Origin of the sequence: Erythrobacter sp. JK5 (assembly GCF_018205975.1) — a bacterium.
Lineage (GTDB): Bacteria > Pseudomonadota > Alphaproteobacteria > Sphingomonadales > Sphingomonadaceae > Erythrobacter.
In genome coordinates this window covers 3,039,568-3,054,176 of the sequence record NZ_CP073577.1, presented here as the reverse complement: position 1 = coordinate 3,054,176, position 14,609 = coordinate 3,039,568, and the positions used below count along the sequence as shown (strand labels likewise).

The following is a 14,609-nucleotide window of genomic DNA, read 5'->3' as shown; positions in this document are numbered from 1 at the left end:
GCAATTAATGGGTACGCTAAGCTTCAATTTTTAGAGCAACTTGTCTCCAAGATCCGGAATGCGTTTTTTGGGCGTTCGAGAACTCGCCCTCGAACATTCGACAATCTGAAGCCTGCAAATGATAATGGGGAGTGCAATGATCAAATTTCTTTCACATACCACGGTAGCTTTTGGAAGTTTGGCGATCGTGCCACAAGTGGCATTTGCGCAGGAATGCATTGAGCCGGATCGGGTGATCCATGAACCCAGCGCTGGGGAGGCGGCTTGGATCCGCGCCATGTTAAAAGAGCGTCGAGAAGGCGACTTCGATGTTCGTGCCGCGTACAAGCTACGCAGTTTTCATCCCGCAGATATTGCACGGTACCGTGACGAACTATCAGACGCCGATGGTCCTGTAGAAGCGTTTGCCCTGATGCGACGCTATGACGAAGAGGTTTCGCAACGAGACACTGAGGAACTGCGCGTGCAATACGCGCTTGCAACCAACGCGTATGATGCTCAGACATGGGGCTTGCTAATTTGGATAACCGAACGCTTTGGCTTTCCATCGCGCGAGCGGATCGGCGCCGACGACGACAACGCCTTGCTGTTCCTGCAACATCCGCCCAGCCGCGAAACGCAACGCCGCCTTGACTGTCTATTCAAATCCGAAGTGCTAGCAGGGCGTATGCCAGCAATGGCCTATGCATCGATGGTCGACAAAATGAATTTTTCCCACGGTGAACCCGTAACCTACGGAGTCACTGAGCGACTTGTTGACGGAGAAGTCGTACCAACACCGGTCGAGGACCTCGAAAAGGTGAATGCGGCCCGTGCCGAGCTGGGCCTCCCGCCTCGTGAGAAATAGGGCGTTGAAAATGCCAGATAAGATGATCTCAGCCGATCGCTTCCACAGATTCAGATGAGTGCGAACCATCACTTCGATTTGTCATTATTTTCAGAACTCGGAGATGGGCTGCAGGCATTATTTACGCGCAAATCGGGTCCATCAACAATGGCACACCATATGAGCGAAAGAGAGCTGGAAACCCGCTATAGCCCTGATCGAGAATCCCGGATCATCTTCATTTCTCGAACTGGCCTTGTGCATTACGAACTGGAGAGGATTGTCCGTGATGAGTTCATTGTCGGTGAGATATGGGAACCTTGCGGGGAATCTGGGTTGTACCTGACCCTGGCCGAGGCAATCGCCGATGCGAAGAAGGAGGTCCCGTGGATGCGGGATAACGAGATGAATTGACGATCGATCACCTAATTGGGTTGGGAATTCTGGTCCTTCTTTGCATCATTCTTTGTTGGCAATTGCGCTCTACAAGGACAGGCAAGACAGACTCAGAGGTGGAAAAGTTTCCCGACACCTATTGGGTTTTTTCGCGCTACGAAGCGCAAAACCAGTCCAAGCACGATCAACAGCGTCTCCTGATTGAGGAATTTGCGTCAGGGCAGTTATGGAATGAGGATAGTGGATTTCTGATCTTTGAATCGAGCGCCAGCATGCGCGAGATATTTGACGGCCTTGCACCGCTAAAGCTCGATGGCGACGATTTGATCATTATTGGCGCATTCGGCTGCGATTCTTGCCTCATAATGGGCCGTTTGAAAGACGTGTCGTTACTTGACATGGTGGATTTAGCGTGATGATCGCTCCTCGGATTCAGCCAGCTCTTGGCAAGAATTGTCCGCTGACCGTCAGCCCGCAGGCAACCCTTCTCGCGCATGGAGCACAATTCGGACTGCTCGCGGCGTTGGGAGTGCGCGCTGTAAACAAGCACGAAGTCAAACCGATTGTCACTTGGATCGCGCACGCATGAGAGCTGACCGGTTCGAACAGATCATTGAAACCAGCTTCAAGCCTTTTCTAGCGGACTTAGGTTTCAGTTTCGCGCCGCTTGCGTTCAATGGACGACATTATCGAGCAAGCTTTGCAACCCGAGCCCATACTCTTGTCATATCATTCGAAGTCGGCTCCGAGTGTCTGGATATCATAATTGTGAACAACAATGATTCAGGCTTGGTTGCGATGGATGACCACGAGAGGACGCCTCGCCTGCATGACCTAAACATCAGGTATATCGACAAAGTATCGGAAAAGGAAAAGGTGCCCAGCAAGAGCTCAACCTTGCATTTCCAACCCGACGATCCAACAGAACGCCTGATGATCAAATGCGCCCGTGATTTGCGATTCGTCCTGCCACGACATTTGCGAAGCCACTCATGATATGACTGGGAGATTATGGCTTCCGCAAGGAATGTTGCGATAGGATGAGATGGACTGCAGATAACGGCAAGATATGCTGGCGACTATTTGGGCGCGTAGCGCTAATGATGGGCGTGATTGCGATCTTGGCGGTTCTGCTTAGGCCGACATTAGAGCTCCGACATAAATACAGCCTAGTGCCTGCGGAATCTGAGGCCCGGGTGAAATTGGTGTATTTCTCCTCAGGAGGGGCCCCGAAGGTCACATCATATGGGATCTATCAGGAACGCTCTTGGTCTCGTCACAAGAATCTGGTTCTTGCGGTCGCGGTTGAGGATGACTTTTCTAGCGTCGTGGTCCGATCAGTTGACCTTGAGCCCGTTGTGCATTCTGAGAATGTGAATGTTGCGGCCAACCTATTCTCCTTCAGGAAATCGGGGCCAAACCGACAGAGCCAAAACGATGGGGCTCTTCAGATGTCTGCGAAGGTTGCCGGTCTGAAACCAACAGATTACCTCATCTCGATAACGTACGACACCTGCCATGATGGCGGCTGCACCTCGCACGAGACCCGTCAGGAAATCAGATTCTCAACGAGCAAGGAATTCCATTTCGAGAATCTCACAAATCTCATTTATGCGGCATGAGGCTGGTTGTGCTGCCTAAGCCTCGAACTGTGGGAAAAGAGTGTAAGCAGAGAGTGTCAGAATCACGGCCAAACCGCTACTCGCCTGGCGTCACGCGACACTAGCGGCGATTATCTGCTCAAGCGTTTAGGCGCTACCAATGCCGTCAAATTGCGGGCCTGGCTGTGAACCTTGGCCAATAGCACTCGCTCTTTTTCAGACGAAATTCAAGCAAATAGCATTCAACCATTGTAGCCTTTTCAGACTCCGATTGGCCCGCAAAGTCATCTCCCACTCAATTGGCCAGCGCGATTGACTTGAACCGAATTGCGCCGAATGTGAAAGTGTCCCGGCAAACAAGTCAGCACATTAGCTTCCTGCGTGTGACGCAATTACGAAGGCCGATTGCCATCAGGCCGCCTCTGCAAACTTCCTGACCTTTATGTCGTCGTCATGCGCGCGTGCCTCGGCCAGTTGGTAGGCCGTCTGCATCCGCAGCAAGGTATCGGCCTTGACCCCGAACGCTTTTTCGAAGCGAATTGCAATATCGGCAGAGAGACTAGCATTGCCGTTACGCAGCGTGCTCAAGGCCTGTCGGACACACCGAAGTGCGCAGCCAAGTCCGTCACGCTAACCTCTGCAGGCTCCACAATTTCGCTTTTCAGCCAGTCGCCGACATGGACTGCAAGTGAGGGGTGGATCTTAAGCGCCATGATAATCCGCCATATCCGTATCAGTTAGCGCGCCTTCCTCATTAAATTTGAATCTTAGGCGCCAATTGCGCGTTACCGTCATCGACCAGGCGCCTTTTCGATCTCCTGCAAGTTGATGGAGACCGAAGTTGGGAGGCACAAACAGCTCATCCATGCTTTCCGCTGCAGCGATGAAGGCGAGCATGCCAGACCTCTTGCCTGATATTCATAGCCAAAGAGGCATCATGCGCTCCGCCTGCGGGCTTTTGAATGTGGTTTTCGCCAAAGCCCCACAAAAAAGGCCCGCAAAAATTTCTGGCCGGGATAATCAGGGACGAATCGAGATCCGAGCATTCGGGCTCATTAAGCACTGAAAGAGAACGGACAAGACGAGCCGAGACAATAGCTTGGAGAACCAATGCGAGTCCCCAAAAACTGTCATTTTCTCACTATATTTCAGTACGTTAAATCGATGGTGCCCAGAAGAGGACTCGAACCGCTCTCAGAATGTCGCAAAACTGCGAGAAACTTGACCTTGGTTACTTAAGTGAGGCCCCCGTCGGTGCCCCCAGATTGCATTTTTACCAGAGGATTTGGGTCCCACCCTCAAAAAAGTCTAATGATTTCAATGCCCGGTCTTTACAGCAAATCTACGGAAAAGACCAGCCATTTAGCCCCAACCGAGTGACTGGATGCAGGAGCTATCCGCGCGCCTTCGCCCACTCTTCCCAATAGGGCACCAGCTCATCGGGCAGGCTTTCTACAAACTCGTGGCCCAATGAATAATGAGGCATCGCCTCGGCTACCGCTTCGAGTAGCGCCGCTCCCTGCACCGTGTCCTTGCGCCGCTTAAGTGGGTTGCGCTTTGCCTGAGCACCCAGCCAGAGTTTTTGGAGTGCGAACCAGCGGGGGTCAGGTGCGACGATGCGCGCCGGGCTGCCATCACGGCACGGGACGACCTGGTCTACCCGTCGACCCGGCAGGAGCCATTCCTGTTCGGGTAGCGGAACGGGTCGTGGCCGATCCTTTCCGGCGAGCGTTTCGACACGCGATGGTGCGACCAGCAATTCGACTTCATAGGCCTTCGCGTTGCGCGCTTGGAATTCCCGCTCGGTATTAATCGTGAATGTCGGATCGACCGCTTTTAGCATGTCCCAAAGCTGCGTTCCGTCTTCCGGTTCGTCAGCCGTCCAGGCGAGATCGAAGTCCTCTGTTTCGTCCGGCACGTCGCGGAAAGTGCCCGCAGCTTCTAGCGCGTAGGCGGCCATCGCATTTGTCCCAACCACAAGCAAATGGCTGCCGAGAAGCGAGCGCCTGTCTGCCTCTCGAAGGATAGGGCCTGCGTCCGCCGAAAGGAGCGGCAAGCGCAACGCGCGGGCAATCCGGCTGCTCTCGCCAAGGGCATCCCGCGCTCCGTCACGACGCTCCTTCAAAGCAGCCTTTGAAGCCTTAAATTCCTCAAGCTGGGATTGCTTATCATCGTCCCAGGCACCGAGACTTTTCCCGTTCCCACTGCGATCGAATATCTCATAGAGGTACTCGTAATCGCCGACCTTCTTGCGCCTCAGGTCGTATGGCATCGTATAGAGTTCGCGCTCGGCCTCGATCCACGCGTCATAGCGCTGGCGCATGTTGATGAGAGCGCGTTCCTGTTCGGCAGAGAAAGGTTGGATCACAGCCATCGCCGCGATTTATCCCACAATTCTCCAATTTTCAATAAACGCGGGATAAATGCGCTTGCACCGGGGCAACGTGCAAAGATTTCCGCGTTTTCTTTGCATGTCCGCATCAACGTGCAAAGCGAAGGCGCGTCTGCTTGTCATATCGGATCAAGCTGCGATTCGCGCGAAAACCGGTCTTCCGCTGCACCAGAACCATAGAATCGGTCCTGCATTGGCCCGGAGCGAAAATCAGCGGGAAAAAATCTTTCAGTCCCGCACTGTCCATAGCGATCCAACATCGTCCACCCGCCAATGAGGAACAGTGTTTGATCTTTTTTTGTTCTTTCCTACAGCATTGCGATCCGCATAGTTTGGCCAGCGTCACCTAAGCCAAGGGTGGCGCTGAGTTGAACATCTGATCGCACGGTCCGCAACGGCAATTTGAGAACCAACCCATCGTCGCAGGGGAGTGCGGCAACGGTGACAGAACCCTGAAGCAAAGGAGTCTGTCGTGCCGAATATCGAACTACTCACCTGCCATGAGGTCATGCGCCTCACCGGCATCCGCAGCCGGACCACAATCTGGCGACGCATCCGCCGGGGTGCCTTTCCACACCCGATAGACATTGGTGGCGGACGTATCCGCTGGCGTTCCACTGACATCGAGGACTGGATCGAGGCCCTTCCCCTGCGCCGCTATTGACCCCGCTAAGGCGGGCAATGGCCCGCAGAAAGATACTCTTAAATGCCCATCCGTTCACGGATCAAAACGGCCCTGCTGAAGCAAGGCTGGATCCTCGCCCGCGCTCCCATCGATGAAGAAGAGTGCACCGCCAAAATCGTCGAGCTGCTCGTTGAAGACAATGCCGATGGGCGCGCCAGACGGCACACACTACGGCCCTGGCTCTGGTACGAGCGCCCGGTCTTCGAGCGGTTCGAGGGCCACGATTACTGGCTCACAGTCGAGGGCCCGATCTACAGGGGTCGGGACGGAACCGGTTACCCGCTTGGCAGCCAGCTTCGCACCGAATTCGGGTGGCTGGACCTAACGCCGGAAGAGACCAACCTCCTCGCTGATGAGGTACGATCCGTCATCGACTTGGTCCTGCTTCGCTGGTTCACGAGTCCCGAAATGGCGGACCGCCAGTTGCCTTACCGCCAATCCCGCGACCGCTATTTTGACGACGATGTCGCCCGCAATCTGATCCTGTCTGCGACGCCTCCAACAGCAAGCATGGAGCAAGACGCCCATGCCAATTGACCGGAGAAAGACTGGAGAAATAAGGGGCCACGATACTGCGTATCGGACCCGTAACTTCCATACACACCCCACGCACGTGTGCCTCAAGGATTTCTGCGGTTTCTGGAGCGCGCGGATGGCGCGCTCGCTCAGGCAATGCGTTCAGACCCTCGCAATTCTGCCATTTCCGGAGCGCGCTTCGAGCGCGCGCTGGAGGTGGTGATGGCGAGCTATGTCAAGCGCACCATCCGCCTCAATCCTTCGCAGGCACGGTCGTTGTCCGGCATCGCCGACCGGCGCGGATTGTCGGAGTATGCGATGCTCCTGAAAGTGATCGACGCGGGCTTTCTTTCGGTCCTGCACGGCACCGACAAGGAGACCGATCTTGCCGAACTGGTGCGCGAGATCGGGGCAATATCGGAGCGCTTGGCGGAGGTCGAACGGGTGCTTGACCGCACCCTGTTCACCGCCTGCGCGGCCTACGCTTACGCCCGCCACACAGCGCTGGGAACGAAGAAATCCGACGAGACAATTGCAGCCGAAGCGCGCGCCGCATTCGAGCGGCAGCGCTCGCTTGCTCTGGAGATTGAGCCATGACCATGGGAGTAGATTTTGTCACCCGCGCACATGCCCTCTGGCGTGTGCGCATGGCGCAATGGCAGCAGCGCTTCGGCTTCTTTTCGAAGCTGATCCTTGTTTCAACCGGAGCCGGGGCGATCATCGCGCCGCAGTTCATGATGCTCCCCGCAGAGCTCAAGGTTGCAGGCCAGTGCCTCGGTGCAAAACTGCTCGCCATGCTTGGTGAAATGGCGGGCAAGGACATGATGATGAACGTCTCGATGGAGGGCAAACACTGGACCGTTTCCGCGTCCGGCTTTGCCAGCGATCCATTCATTGAAGGCGCGCTCTGGAAAGCCGTGAAGGTATCGAGCGGAGGCGCGTTCCTCGGTCTCGTCATTGGCGTTCTCGCGGTCTGGCTGATCCAACGCACCATGTCTGCACAAGGCAAGGATACGCTGGCCGACCGGGTGCTTGGCGGGACCCGACTGGCAAGCGAAGACGACGTAGCTTCGCAGACTGCGCAGTATTGTGGCGCGAATGCCCTGCGCATCGGGTCGGTCCCCGTTCCGCGCCGGATCGAGACCCGTCACTTTGCCTTTCTCGGCACCACCGGCAGCGGCAAGACCACGGCACTTCGCCAGATGCTTGATGGCATCGAGAGGCGTGGTGAAGCGGCGCTGGTCTATGATACATCGGGCGAGTTCATCGCGCACTATTACAACCCCGCGCGCGGGGATATCATCCTCAATCCCTTCGATGCGCGCTGCGCCTTCTGGACGCCCTTCGACGAGATATCGCACCCCGCCGATGCGGACCGGATAGCCCGCCAGCTAGTCTCGGAAACCAGCAGCCAGGATGACGATGTCTGGCTGGAAACTAGCCGCATTCTTGTCGCCAACATGATCCGTTCGCTCTGGGCGGAAAAGAACTGCAGTCTCGAAGCTTTGCTCGAAGCCTTGCAGGTCAAGGACAAGGAGCAGCTGAAGGAATGGTTGGGGCATACGTCGTCGGCCCGCACCTTTGCCAATGACGCCGACCGCGCAACTGGCAGTGTGCTGTTCATGCTCGCCAAGGCGGCAAACCTGATCCAGTTCCTGAAGGTCGAAGATGAGGGAGAGGACCGTTTCGATTTCCGCGATTCCATTGCGAAGCTGGATGAGTGCGAGGGTGCAAAGCCGTGGATCTTCGTCCCCCGCAAGGAAGACTATTTCGAAGCGTCCAAGCCACTCATGGCATGCTGGCTCGAATGCGCGGCGAGTGCGGTGCTGGGTCTGTCGCCCTCGCCAGACCGCCGCATCTGGTTCGTGCTCGACGAGCTGGCCGACCTGCCCCGCGTCGAAAACCTTGCCCGCCTGCTGCCAGAGGGTCGCAAGTTCGGCGCAGCGATCGTGCTCACTTTTCAGGCGCTCGGGCAGATGCGCAATCGCTATGGCGCGAACATCGCCGAAGCCATGCTCGCCTGCTGCAACACCAAACTGTTCCTGCAAACCGTCGATCAGGAAACGCGCAAGTGGGCGAGCGAAACCATCGGCCAGTGCGAGGTGGAATTGCGCGTTGCCACCGACACACTGTCGATTGGCAGCGAAGTGCCGCGCACGACCATCGCGACCCAGCGGCAATTCCGTCCTGCCGTGCTTGAAAGCGAACTGCGCCTTAGCCCGCATCAGGGGTATCTGCTGCTTCCCGATGGCCTGCCAGTCGCGCGCATCGGTCTCACCGCTGATCATATCACCCGGCGCGGCGAGCCGCGTCAGCCCGCTTACGTTCCAGGCGATCCGGCAGGCACGCTGTGGAGCCGGGTCAGCGAGATCGCGAAGGGTGCAGAGCCCGACGCGAAGCCGGGACCCGTCTGATGGTCGCCTCGGTCTCGGCGCTGTCGAGTGCCGGTCAGGCCGCGAGCTACTACGAAGCCGATGATTACTATGCCAAAGGCGGAATGGCTCCGTCCGAATGGTTTGGCGAGGCAGCGGAGAAGCTCGGCCTGTCGGGCGAGGTCGATCGCGAGCAGTTTGCCGAATTGCTCGAAGGCCGCGTTGCCAGGCAGCAGCTTGGTACCACCCGCAATGGCAAGATCGAGCACCGGCCAGGCTGGGACATCACCCTGTCCGCGCCAAAGTCGGTATCGATCATGGCCGAGGTTGCCGGAGACAAGCGGCTGATCAAGGCGCATGGCGCGGCTGTGAAAGTTGCACTTGCCCATGTCGAAAGGCACATGGCGGCAACGCGGATCAGGCAGGGCGGCGAGGTCCGGCGCGAGGAGACCGGCAATCTCGCCATTGCCACCTTTCGCCATGCCACAAGCAGGGCACAGGACCCGCAGTTGCACACCCACGGCGTTATCCTCAACGCGACGCAGGACAAGGATGGCAACTGGCGCAGCCTTGAGCCGCGCGCCTTCTACCAGCTCCAGAAGGAGATCGGCGCGATCTACCGGCAGGAACTGGCGCATGGCGTTGCCGCGCTGGGCTACCGGATCGAGATGGCCAAGGACTCGCTGTTCGAGATCGCAGGCGTTCCGGATAAGGCTATTGATGCGCTTAGCCAGCGCACCGCAGCAATCGATGCCCGGCTTGCCGAGCGCGGAACGAGCCGCGAGCAAGCAAGCGCCTCCGAAAAGCAGATTGCCGCGCTCGATACGCGGGAAGCCAAGATCAGTACGGATCATCGCACCATGCGCGCCGAATGGCGGGCGACTGCCAATGCCAGCGGGTTCGACAAGGCGGCGCGAGACAGGCTGATCAGTGAAGCGAGAGAGCGGACCAAGAGCAGCGAAGCCACAGCCAGTCCTGAATTGCTGGCACGGCAGGCGGTGAAATGGGCCGCTGCCAAGCTGTCCGAACGAGAGGCCGTATTTTCGGCCAGCACACTTGCGCGCGAAGCCGGAGACTTTGCTTTTGGCAAAACCGGGCACGGCGCTATCGGTGCAGCGATCGCCGAGGCCGGAGATCGCGGCGAGCTTGTCCCGCGCTCTTTCCTTGACCGGCGCGGGGCGGAGTTTGCAGGGTTCACCACCCTGCAGGCCATCGACACCGAGCGAACCATGTTGCGCCAGGAGGAAGCCGGGCGCGGCATGGCGAAATCGCTCGCCACTCCGGTGGCGGCAGCGCGGACCATCGAACGAGCTGCACGGCGGTCGGCCCGATCCGGCTATGCCTGGACAGAGGACCAGAAGCGAGCGACAGCAGGCCTACTTACCTCGCGGGATCGCATTGCTGCCGTCCAAGGATATGCCGGGACTGCCAAGACCACCACAGTTCTCGCCACCTACGCGCGCGAGGCACAGCGTCACGGGCTTGCGGTTACCGCGCTTGCGCCGACCGCAGCGGCAGCAACGGTTCTCGGCGAAGCGCTCGGTTTGCGAGGCGATACGGTGGCACGGCATTTGCTCGCACCGGAAGCGAAGAAGTCAGGCAAGGAGGCCGTCTGGATTGTCGATGAGGCCTCGATGCTGTCGGCGCATGACATGACGAAGCTCATGATCCGTGCCGACAAGGCCGGAGCCAGGCTCGTACTGGTCGGCGATGTGAAGCAGATCGGTTCAGTCGATGCTGGCGCAGCCTTCGCCCAGTTGCAGCAGGCAGGCATGGCAACTGCAAAGCTTGCCGAGGTGGTCAGGCAGACCAATGCCGACACCCGCGAAGCGATTATGGCCTCAATCGAGGGTCATGCAGGGAAGGCGCTGGCCGCGCTGGAACGTGGCGGTGGCAAGGTGATCGAAGGCGCAACGGCAGATGAGCGCCTTGGGGCGATGGCCCGGCACTATCTGGCCCTGTTGCCAGCAGAGCGCTCGCGAACGCTGGTCATCGAGCCATCGCGTGAAGGTCGCGACAGGCTAACCGGCATGATCCGCACAAAGCTGGCCGAGCGCGGCGAGCTTTCGGCGGACGCGTTACGGTTTGAAGCGCTTGAGGCGAAAGGTCTCACGCGTGCCGAAGCTCGCGAGGCGGCAAGCTATGCCATAGGCGATGTTGTCCGGTTCAGCCGCGATTATGCCGCCAAGGGCGTGCGCCAGGGCGAGAGCTTCGCGATTGCCGCCGTCGATCCCCAACGCGGGCGGATTGCCCTCGAAGGCCGCGATGGAAGGTCAGTTGACTGGCATCCCCGCCAGTGGGGGTCAGGAAAATCAGAGGTGTTCGAGCCCAAGTCGATGGAACTCCGCACCGGCGACCGCATGCAGTTCACGCGCAACGACCGGGAAACGGGGCGGGTCAATGGCCTTGGCGGAACCGTCACCCGTATCGATTTGGACCGTGGAAAGGTAACGCTAAAGCTTGCCAATGGGCGTGAGCAAAAGCTCAATCTCTCCGATCCTCGCGACACCCATTTACGCCATGCCTACGTCCAGACTGTACACGCCGCCCAGGGCCAGACCGCCGAGCGCGTCCTGATCCACGCCGATAGCCGTTCCACCAATCTGGTCGACCAGAAGATGCTCTATGTCGCTCTGTCACGCGCCAAGGCCGAGGCTGTGGTTGTCACCGACGACAAGGACCGGCTTGTCCGCGCGATCTACGAACGCGCAGGCGAGAAGCAGACGGCTATGGCTGCGAGCACGCCAGAGGTCAGCAAGTCAAAGGCGATGGGTGCCGGTCTGGGCTGATCAAAAGCCTTGGCGGTGGCAGGCCATGGAGTCCTCCGTCCTGCCGTTGGAATGAACTGCTCCTCTTCGACAGGCCGTGCCGGGCGGATCAACAGCCTGCCCGCTTCATTCGGGCTGAAGCCCTCCCGTGTTGGCTGTTCCGCGTAGCCGCTGACCCGCCCGGCCAATCCGGCCCGTCCCTTCATCCGCGTTCCCAACGAATGGACGAAGGATTTTCACCATGGCCAGCACCACAACCGCCAGCATCTACGCTACGATCACCGACCAGATCATCGCCGCCCTTGAACGCGGCACCAACAAGTTCTCGCTCCCTTGGCATCGCAGCACCGCGCCGCTTTCGCGCCCCGTGAATGCTGCGACTGGGAAAGCCTATCGCGGTGTCAACGTCCTCGCCCTCTGGGCCAGTGCCGAAGCGCAGGACTTCGGACATGGCTTCTGGGCGACTTATCGCCAGTGGCAGTCACTTGGCGCTCAGGTCCGCAAGGGCGAGAAGGCTTCGCCCATTGTGTTCTACAAGGTACTCGACAAGCGCGATGACGATCAAGCCGAGGAGAGGGACAGCTCGACCCGCATCTTCGCGCAGGCCTCGCACGTGTTTAACGCCAGCCAGGTCGAAGGCTACGCCATGCCCGACGTGCCAGACGGCGAGGACTTCGACCCGATCCCGCAGGCGGACGCTTTCGTTTCTGCCACGGGGGCCACCGTGCGCATCAACGGCGACAACGCCCACTACACGCCCTCGACCGACACCATCACCATGCCGGACCGCGAGCGGTGCTTCGCGACCGCCAGCGGAAGTGCGGCGCAGAACTGGTACGCCACCTTGCTGCACGAGCTCGTCCATTGGTCTGGCGCTGATCACCGCCTTGCGCGAACGTTTGGGAAACGGTTCGGTGACGATGCCTATGCCATGGAAGAACTTGTGGCCGAGCTTGGTTCAGCCTTCCTTTGCGGCGATCTTGGCCTTTCCACCAGCCCGCGCCCGGATCACGCCAGCTACCTCGCGAGCTGGCTGAAGGTGCTCAAGGCCGACAATCGGGCAATCTTCACCGCCGCTAGCGCGGCGGCCAAGGCAGCTGACTATCTGAGTGATCAAAGCGGTTGAAGTATCAAGCCGTCAAAGCTTGCCGCTCCCTGATCAGCCCGCTCAGCCATTCGAAAATCCGCTCGCCTTCTTCGCCTTCGTCGCACCGCTGCTCCAGCATCAGAATTGTTGCTCTTTTCAGAAACGCTGCTTCAGCAAGTCCTTCAGGGACCACTGCCATTGCGAACTCATTTAGCGTGCTGCGAAGGCTCGCTGGACTGTCAGCGGAATCGGGTTTCCTTGAAGCCCAGTCGGAAAAGTGATCGACCCAATCTCGGAAATGGGGATTTAGCGTTGAAGCACGGTATCTCGCGGCAATGTTGAAGACGGTCTCCCACGTATCGACATTATCTGCGTCGCCGCCATTCCACTGAATGCGCCAATCCGGACATGTGATCGGGCCCACCTTGTCGCCCTCGAACGGGCGACTGTCATTGAGCGAGATACTGAGGTTCGGGCTATCGAATGGATCAGCACAACTGCGCCTATTTCCTGTTTGGGGATCAACGAGGACGTTCTGTGTGCCTTTGTAACGGGAGTTGCACTTGGTTCCCATCGGTGAGAGGTTGCGAAAGTTCGAGCCAGCGAATGGGTATGTTGCGATCGGAAGAAAGTGGTCCAACGCTTCTCGCTTTTGCCCTGGCGCATCCAAGACCTCGACACCGCAGAAAGCACAAACCTTGTATCGCAGAGCGTCGTAGATGCGTTTGTAGTTTTCATCTCGCAGGCCGAGATCGGCGAGAATATCAAAGGCGAAAGCAAAAAGGTCTTTGATGGGCTCGCGCACCGTCGCTGGAAGGTCGGTGATGCACAGACAGGGCTGACCGTCGTGAAACAGGCCTGGCAGAGCGTTCTGCCTGACCATCGCGCCCCGAACCGCCTCGCGTTGTTGCGGCTGTAGTGCGTCCAGCGCGTCTAGCAGCGTCGCTCGCCTATTCCTGATTCCGTAGCGCCGACGCAGAACAGTGCGTTTCTCCTCTGGAATGCAATCAGGCCAAGGAAGGCGAGGCTCTCCGTTGGCCATCCTGTCCAGATCGACTTCGAGGATCACAATCAGAGTTTCGTGTAGCCAATTGTCTTGGAACCCGTCGGGCGAGTACGAGAACAGCACTATTTTGCTGCCCCCTTTTTCAATTGTCTAAGCCGGTCAGCCACGAAAGACTTTTCAACCGACGCGCCCAATCGAGGCAGCGCCGCTTCTAGCGTGGCGATGTCATCGCTTTCGAGCAGGTTCTCGATCTCGTCACGCGCCATCTGCGAGATTGGTGGCTGAACGCCGAAACAGTGCTCGAGAATGCGATCGAAATTCGCCCCAAACGTTTCCATGTTCGGATTGGCGACCTCGAGATCAGCCCCTTTGCGGGAGAAGATGAGTACCTGCTCACGGGACAGATCGGCCGGGACAAATGGCGCATGCGACGTGAGGATCACTTCCTGATCCCCGCGCTTACCGGGCAATTCGAGGAGTCGTTGGGCGAACTTGATACGCCATTGAGGATTGAAGTGGGATTCGGGCTCGTCGAGTATGAAGAGCGAATTGTGTTCGCGGATCATTGAAAAGAGGCCGAGGACGAGGGCCTGCTGGTGTTCGCCATCCGACAATGAGACGTAGTCTACGACATCAGCTGACTTGGATCTGGACGTCGAATGGAAGCGGACCTCTTCGAACCCGAAGACCAGATCTTCTTGCTGCGGTTCCGGCAAGCGGGAAGCGAAACGCCTCTCACGCACTGCTCTTTCTAGGCGCAGACGCGCTGGACGTGGGATCGCAAGGTCATTCAGCAGGGCGAACTTATGTAGTGCCCGGTAAAGGCCCAAGGTGTCTTTGAAAAAATGGGAGAAGGCTTCCCGAGTCGCATCACTGACGAGATAATCGAAGGTATAGGTTTCGGTTTTTTCGTCGACTGACCAGCACGTAGCTGAACGCTTCAATCTATCCAGCGTTTGT

14 protein-coding genes are annotated in these 14,609 nt (G+C 58.2%); 9 read left to right on the top strand and 5 right to left on the bottom strand.

Annotated elements, in window-relative coordinates:
• The first annotated feature begins 136 nt into the window (after positions 1-136).
• The 3 genes from KDC96_RS14905 (at position 137) to KDC96_RS14895 (ending at position 1,638) form a co-directional block, all read left to right on the top strand.
• Positions 137-847: a DUF6624 domain-containing protein gene (locus KDC96_RS14905; RefSeq protein WP_212449160.1), complete on the top strand. Its 711-nt coding sequence runs from the start codon at positions 137-139 to the stop codon at positions 845-847.
• A gap of 54 nt (positions 848-901) precedes the next feature.
• Positions 902-1,240 carry a hypothetical protein gene (locus KDC96_RS14900; RefSeq protein WP_212449158.1) on the top strand — a complete coding sequence of 113 codons (339 nt, stop codon included), beginning with the start codon at positions 902-904 and terminating at the stop codon, positions 1,238-1,240.
• A gap of 98 nt (positions 1,241-1,338) precedes the next feature.
• Positions 1,339-1,638 (top strand): hypothetical protein, encoded by a 300-nt coding sequence (locus KDC96_RS14895; protein ID WP_212449157.1) that lies wholly within the window; start codon positions 1,339-1,341, stop codon positions 1,636-1,638.
• A 1,596-nt stretch (positions 1,639-3,234) separates the two neighbouring features.
• On the opposite strand, the gene KDC96_RS16505 is transcribed toward KDC96_RS14895, so the two are convergent.
• The 3 genes from KDC96_RS16505 to KDC96_RS14880 all read right to left on the bottom strand — a co-directional run bounded on the left by KDC96_RS16505 (position 3,235) and on the right by KDC96_RS14880 (position 5,197).
• Complete coding sequence (locus tag KDC96_RS16505) at positions 3,235-3,411, bottom strand: plasmid maintenance system antidote protein (protein WP_249171819.1); 177 nt, start codon at positions 3,409-3,411, stop codon at positions 3,235-3,237.
• A 114-nt stretch (positions 3,412-3,525) separates the two neighbouring features.
• Positions 3,526-3,720 (bottom strand): type II toxin-antitoxin system RelE/ParE family toxin, encoded by a 195-nt coding sequence (locus KDC96_RS14885; protein ID WP_212449156.1) that lies wholly within the window; start codon positions 3,718-3,720, stop codon positions 3,526-3,528.
• 496 nt (positions 3,721-4,216) lie between these two features.
• On the bottom strand, positions 4,217-5,197 hold the full coding sequence (locus KDC96_RS14880; protein ID WP_212449155.1) for a GSU2403 family nucleotidyltransferase fold protein: 981 nt from the start codon (positions 5,195-5,197) through the stop codon (positions 4,217-4,219).
• Between the two features lie 490 nt (positions 5,198-5,687).
• Here KDC96_RS14880 and KDC96_RS14875 point away from each other — a divergent pair, with 490 nt between their 5' ends.
• The 6 genes from KDC96_RS14875 (at position 5,688) to KDC96_RS14850 (ending at position 12,682) form a co-directional block, all read left to right on the top strand.
• Positions 5,688-5,879, top strand: coding sequence for an AlpA family transcriptional regulator (locus tag KDC96_RS14875; protein ID WP_212449154.1), 192 nt, complete (start codon positions 5,688-5,690; stop codon positions 5,877-5,879).
• Positions 5,880-5,921: 42 nt separating this feature from the next.
• Positions 5,922-6,437, top strand: coding sequence for a hypothetical protein (locus KDC96_RS14870; protein WP_212449153.1), 516 nt, complete (start codon positions 5,922-5,924; stop codon positions 6,435-6,437).
• Positions 6,438-6,572: 135 nt separating this feature from the next.
• Positions 6,573-7,013, top strand: a complete 441-nt coding sequence (locus KDC96_RS14865; RefSeq protein WP_249171818.1) for a hypothetical protein — start codon at positions 6,573-6,575, stop codon at positions 7,011-7,013.
• Positions 7,010-8,830, top strand: coding sequence for a type IV secretion system DNA-binding domain-containing protein (locus KDC96_RS14860; protein WP_212449152.1), 1,821 nt, complete (start codon positions 7,010-7,012; stop codon positions 8,828-8,830). Before KDC96_RS14865 ends, KDC96_RS14860 begins: the two co-directional genes overlap by 4 nt.
• Positions 8,830-11,577: a MobF family relaxase gene (mobF, locus tag KDC96_RS14855; RefSeq protein ID WP_212449151.1), complete on the top strand. Its 2,748-nt coding sequence runs from the start codon at positions 8,830-8,832 to the stop codon at positions 11,575-11,577. Before KDC96_RS14860 ends, mobF begins: the two co-directional genes overlap by 1 nt.
• A 220-nt stretch (positions 11,578-11,797) precedes the next feature.
• Complete coding sequence (locus tag KDC96_RS14850) at positions 11,798-12,682, top strand: ArdC family protein (RefSeq protein ID WP_212449150.1); 885 nt, start codon at positions 11,798-11,800, stop codon at positions 12,680-12,682.
• Between the two features lie 4 nt (positions 12,683-12,686).
• On the opposite strand, the gene KDC96_RS14845 is transcribed toward KDC96_RS14850, so the two are convergent.
• Positions 12,687-13,712, bottom strand: a complete 1,026-nt coding sequence (locus tag KDC96_RS14845) for a hypothetical protein (RefSeq protein WP_212449149.1) — start codon at positions 13,710-13,712, stop codon at positions 12,687-12,689.
• 59 nt (positions 13,713-13,771) lie between these two features.
• Positions 13,772-14,593 carry an AAA family ATPase gene (locus tag KDC96_RS14840; protein WP_212449148.1) on the bottom strand — a complete coding sequence of 274 codons (822 nt, stop codon included), beginning with the start codon at positions 14,591-14,593 and terminating at the stop codon, positions 13,772-13,774.
• Between the last annotated feature and the right edge of the window lie 16 nt (positions 14,594-14,609).

Bases quoted from the DNA above. Each gene is read 5' to 3' on its own strand.
- KDC96_RS14905 (WP_212449160.1), top strand. From the start codon at position 137: ATGATCAAATTTCTTTCACATACCACGGTAGCTTTTGGAAGTTTGGCG.
- KDC96_RS14900 (WP_212449158.1), top strand. From the start codon at position 902: ATGAGTGCGAACCATCACTTCGATTTGTCATTATTTTCAGAACTCGGA.
- KDC96_RS14885 (WP_212449156.1), bottom strand. From the start codon at position 3,720: ATGCTCGCCTTCATCGCTGCAGCGGAAAGCATGGATGAGCTGTTTGTG.
- KDC96_RS14880 (WP_212449155.1), bottom strand. From the start codon at position 5,197: ATGGCTGTGATCCAACCTTTCTCTGCCGAACAGGAACGCGCTCTCATC.
- KDC96_RS14870 (WP_212449153.1), top strand. From the start codon at position 5,922: ATGCCCATCCGTTCACGGATCAAAACGGCCCTGCTGAAGCAAGGCTGG.
- KDC96_RS14865 (WP_249171818.1), top strand. From the start codon at position 6,573: ATGCGTTCAGACCCTCGCAATTCTGCCATTTCCGGAGCGCGCTTCGAG.
- KDC96_RS14860 (WP_212449152.1), top strand. From the start codon at position 7,010: ATGACCATGGGAGTAGATTTTGTCACCCGCGCACATGCCCTCTGGCGT.
- mobF (WP_212449151.1), top strand. From the start codon at position 8,830: ATGGTCGCCTCGGTCTCGGCGCTGTCGAGTGCCGGTCAGGCCGCGAGC.
- KDC96_RS14850 (WP_212449150.1), top strand. From the start codon at position 11,798: ATGGCCAGCACCACAACCGCCAGCATCTACGCTACGATCACCGACCAG.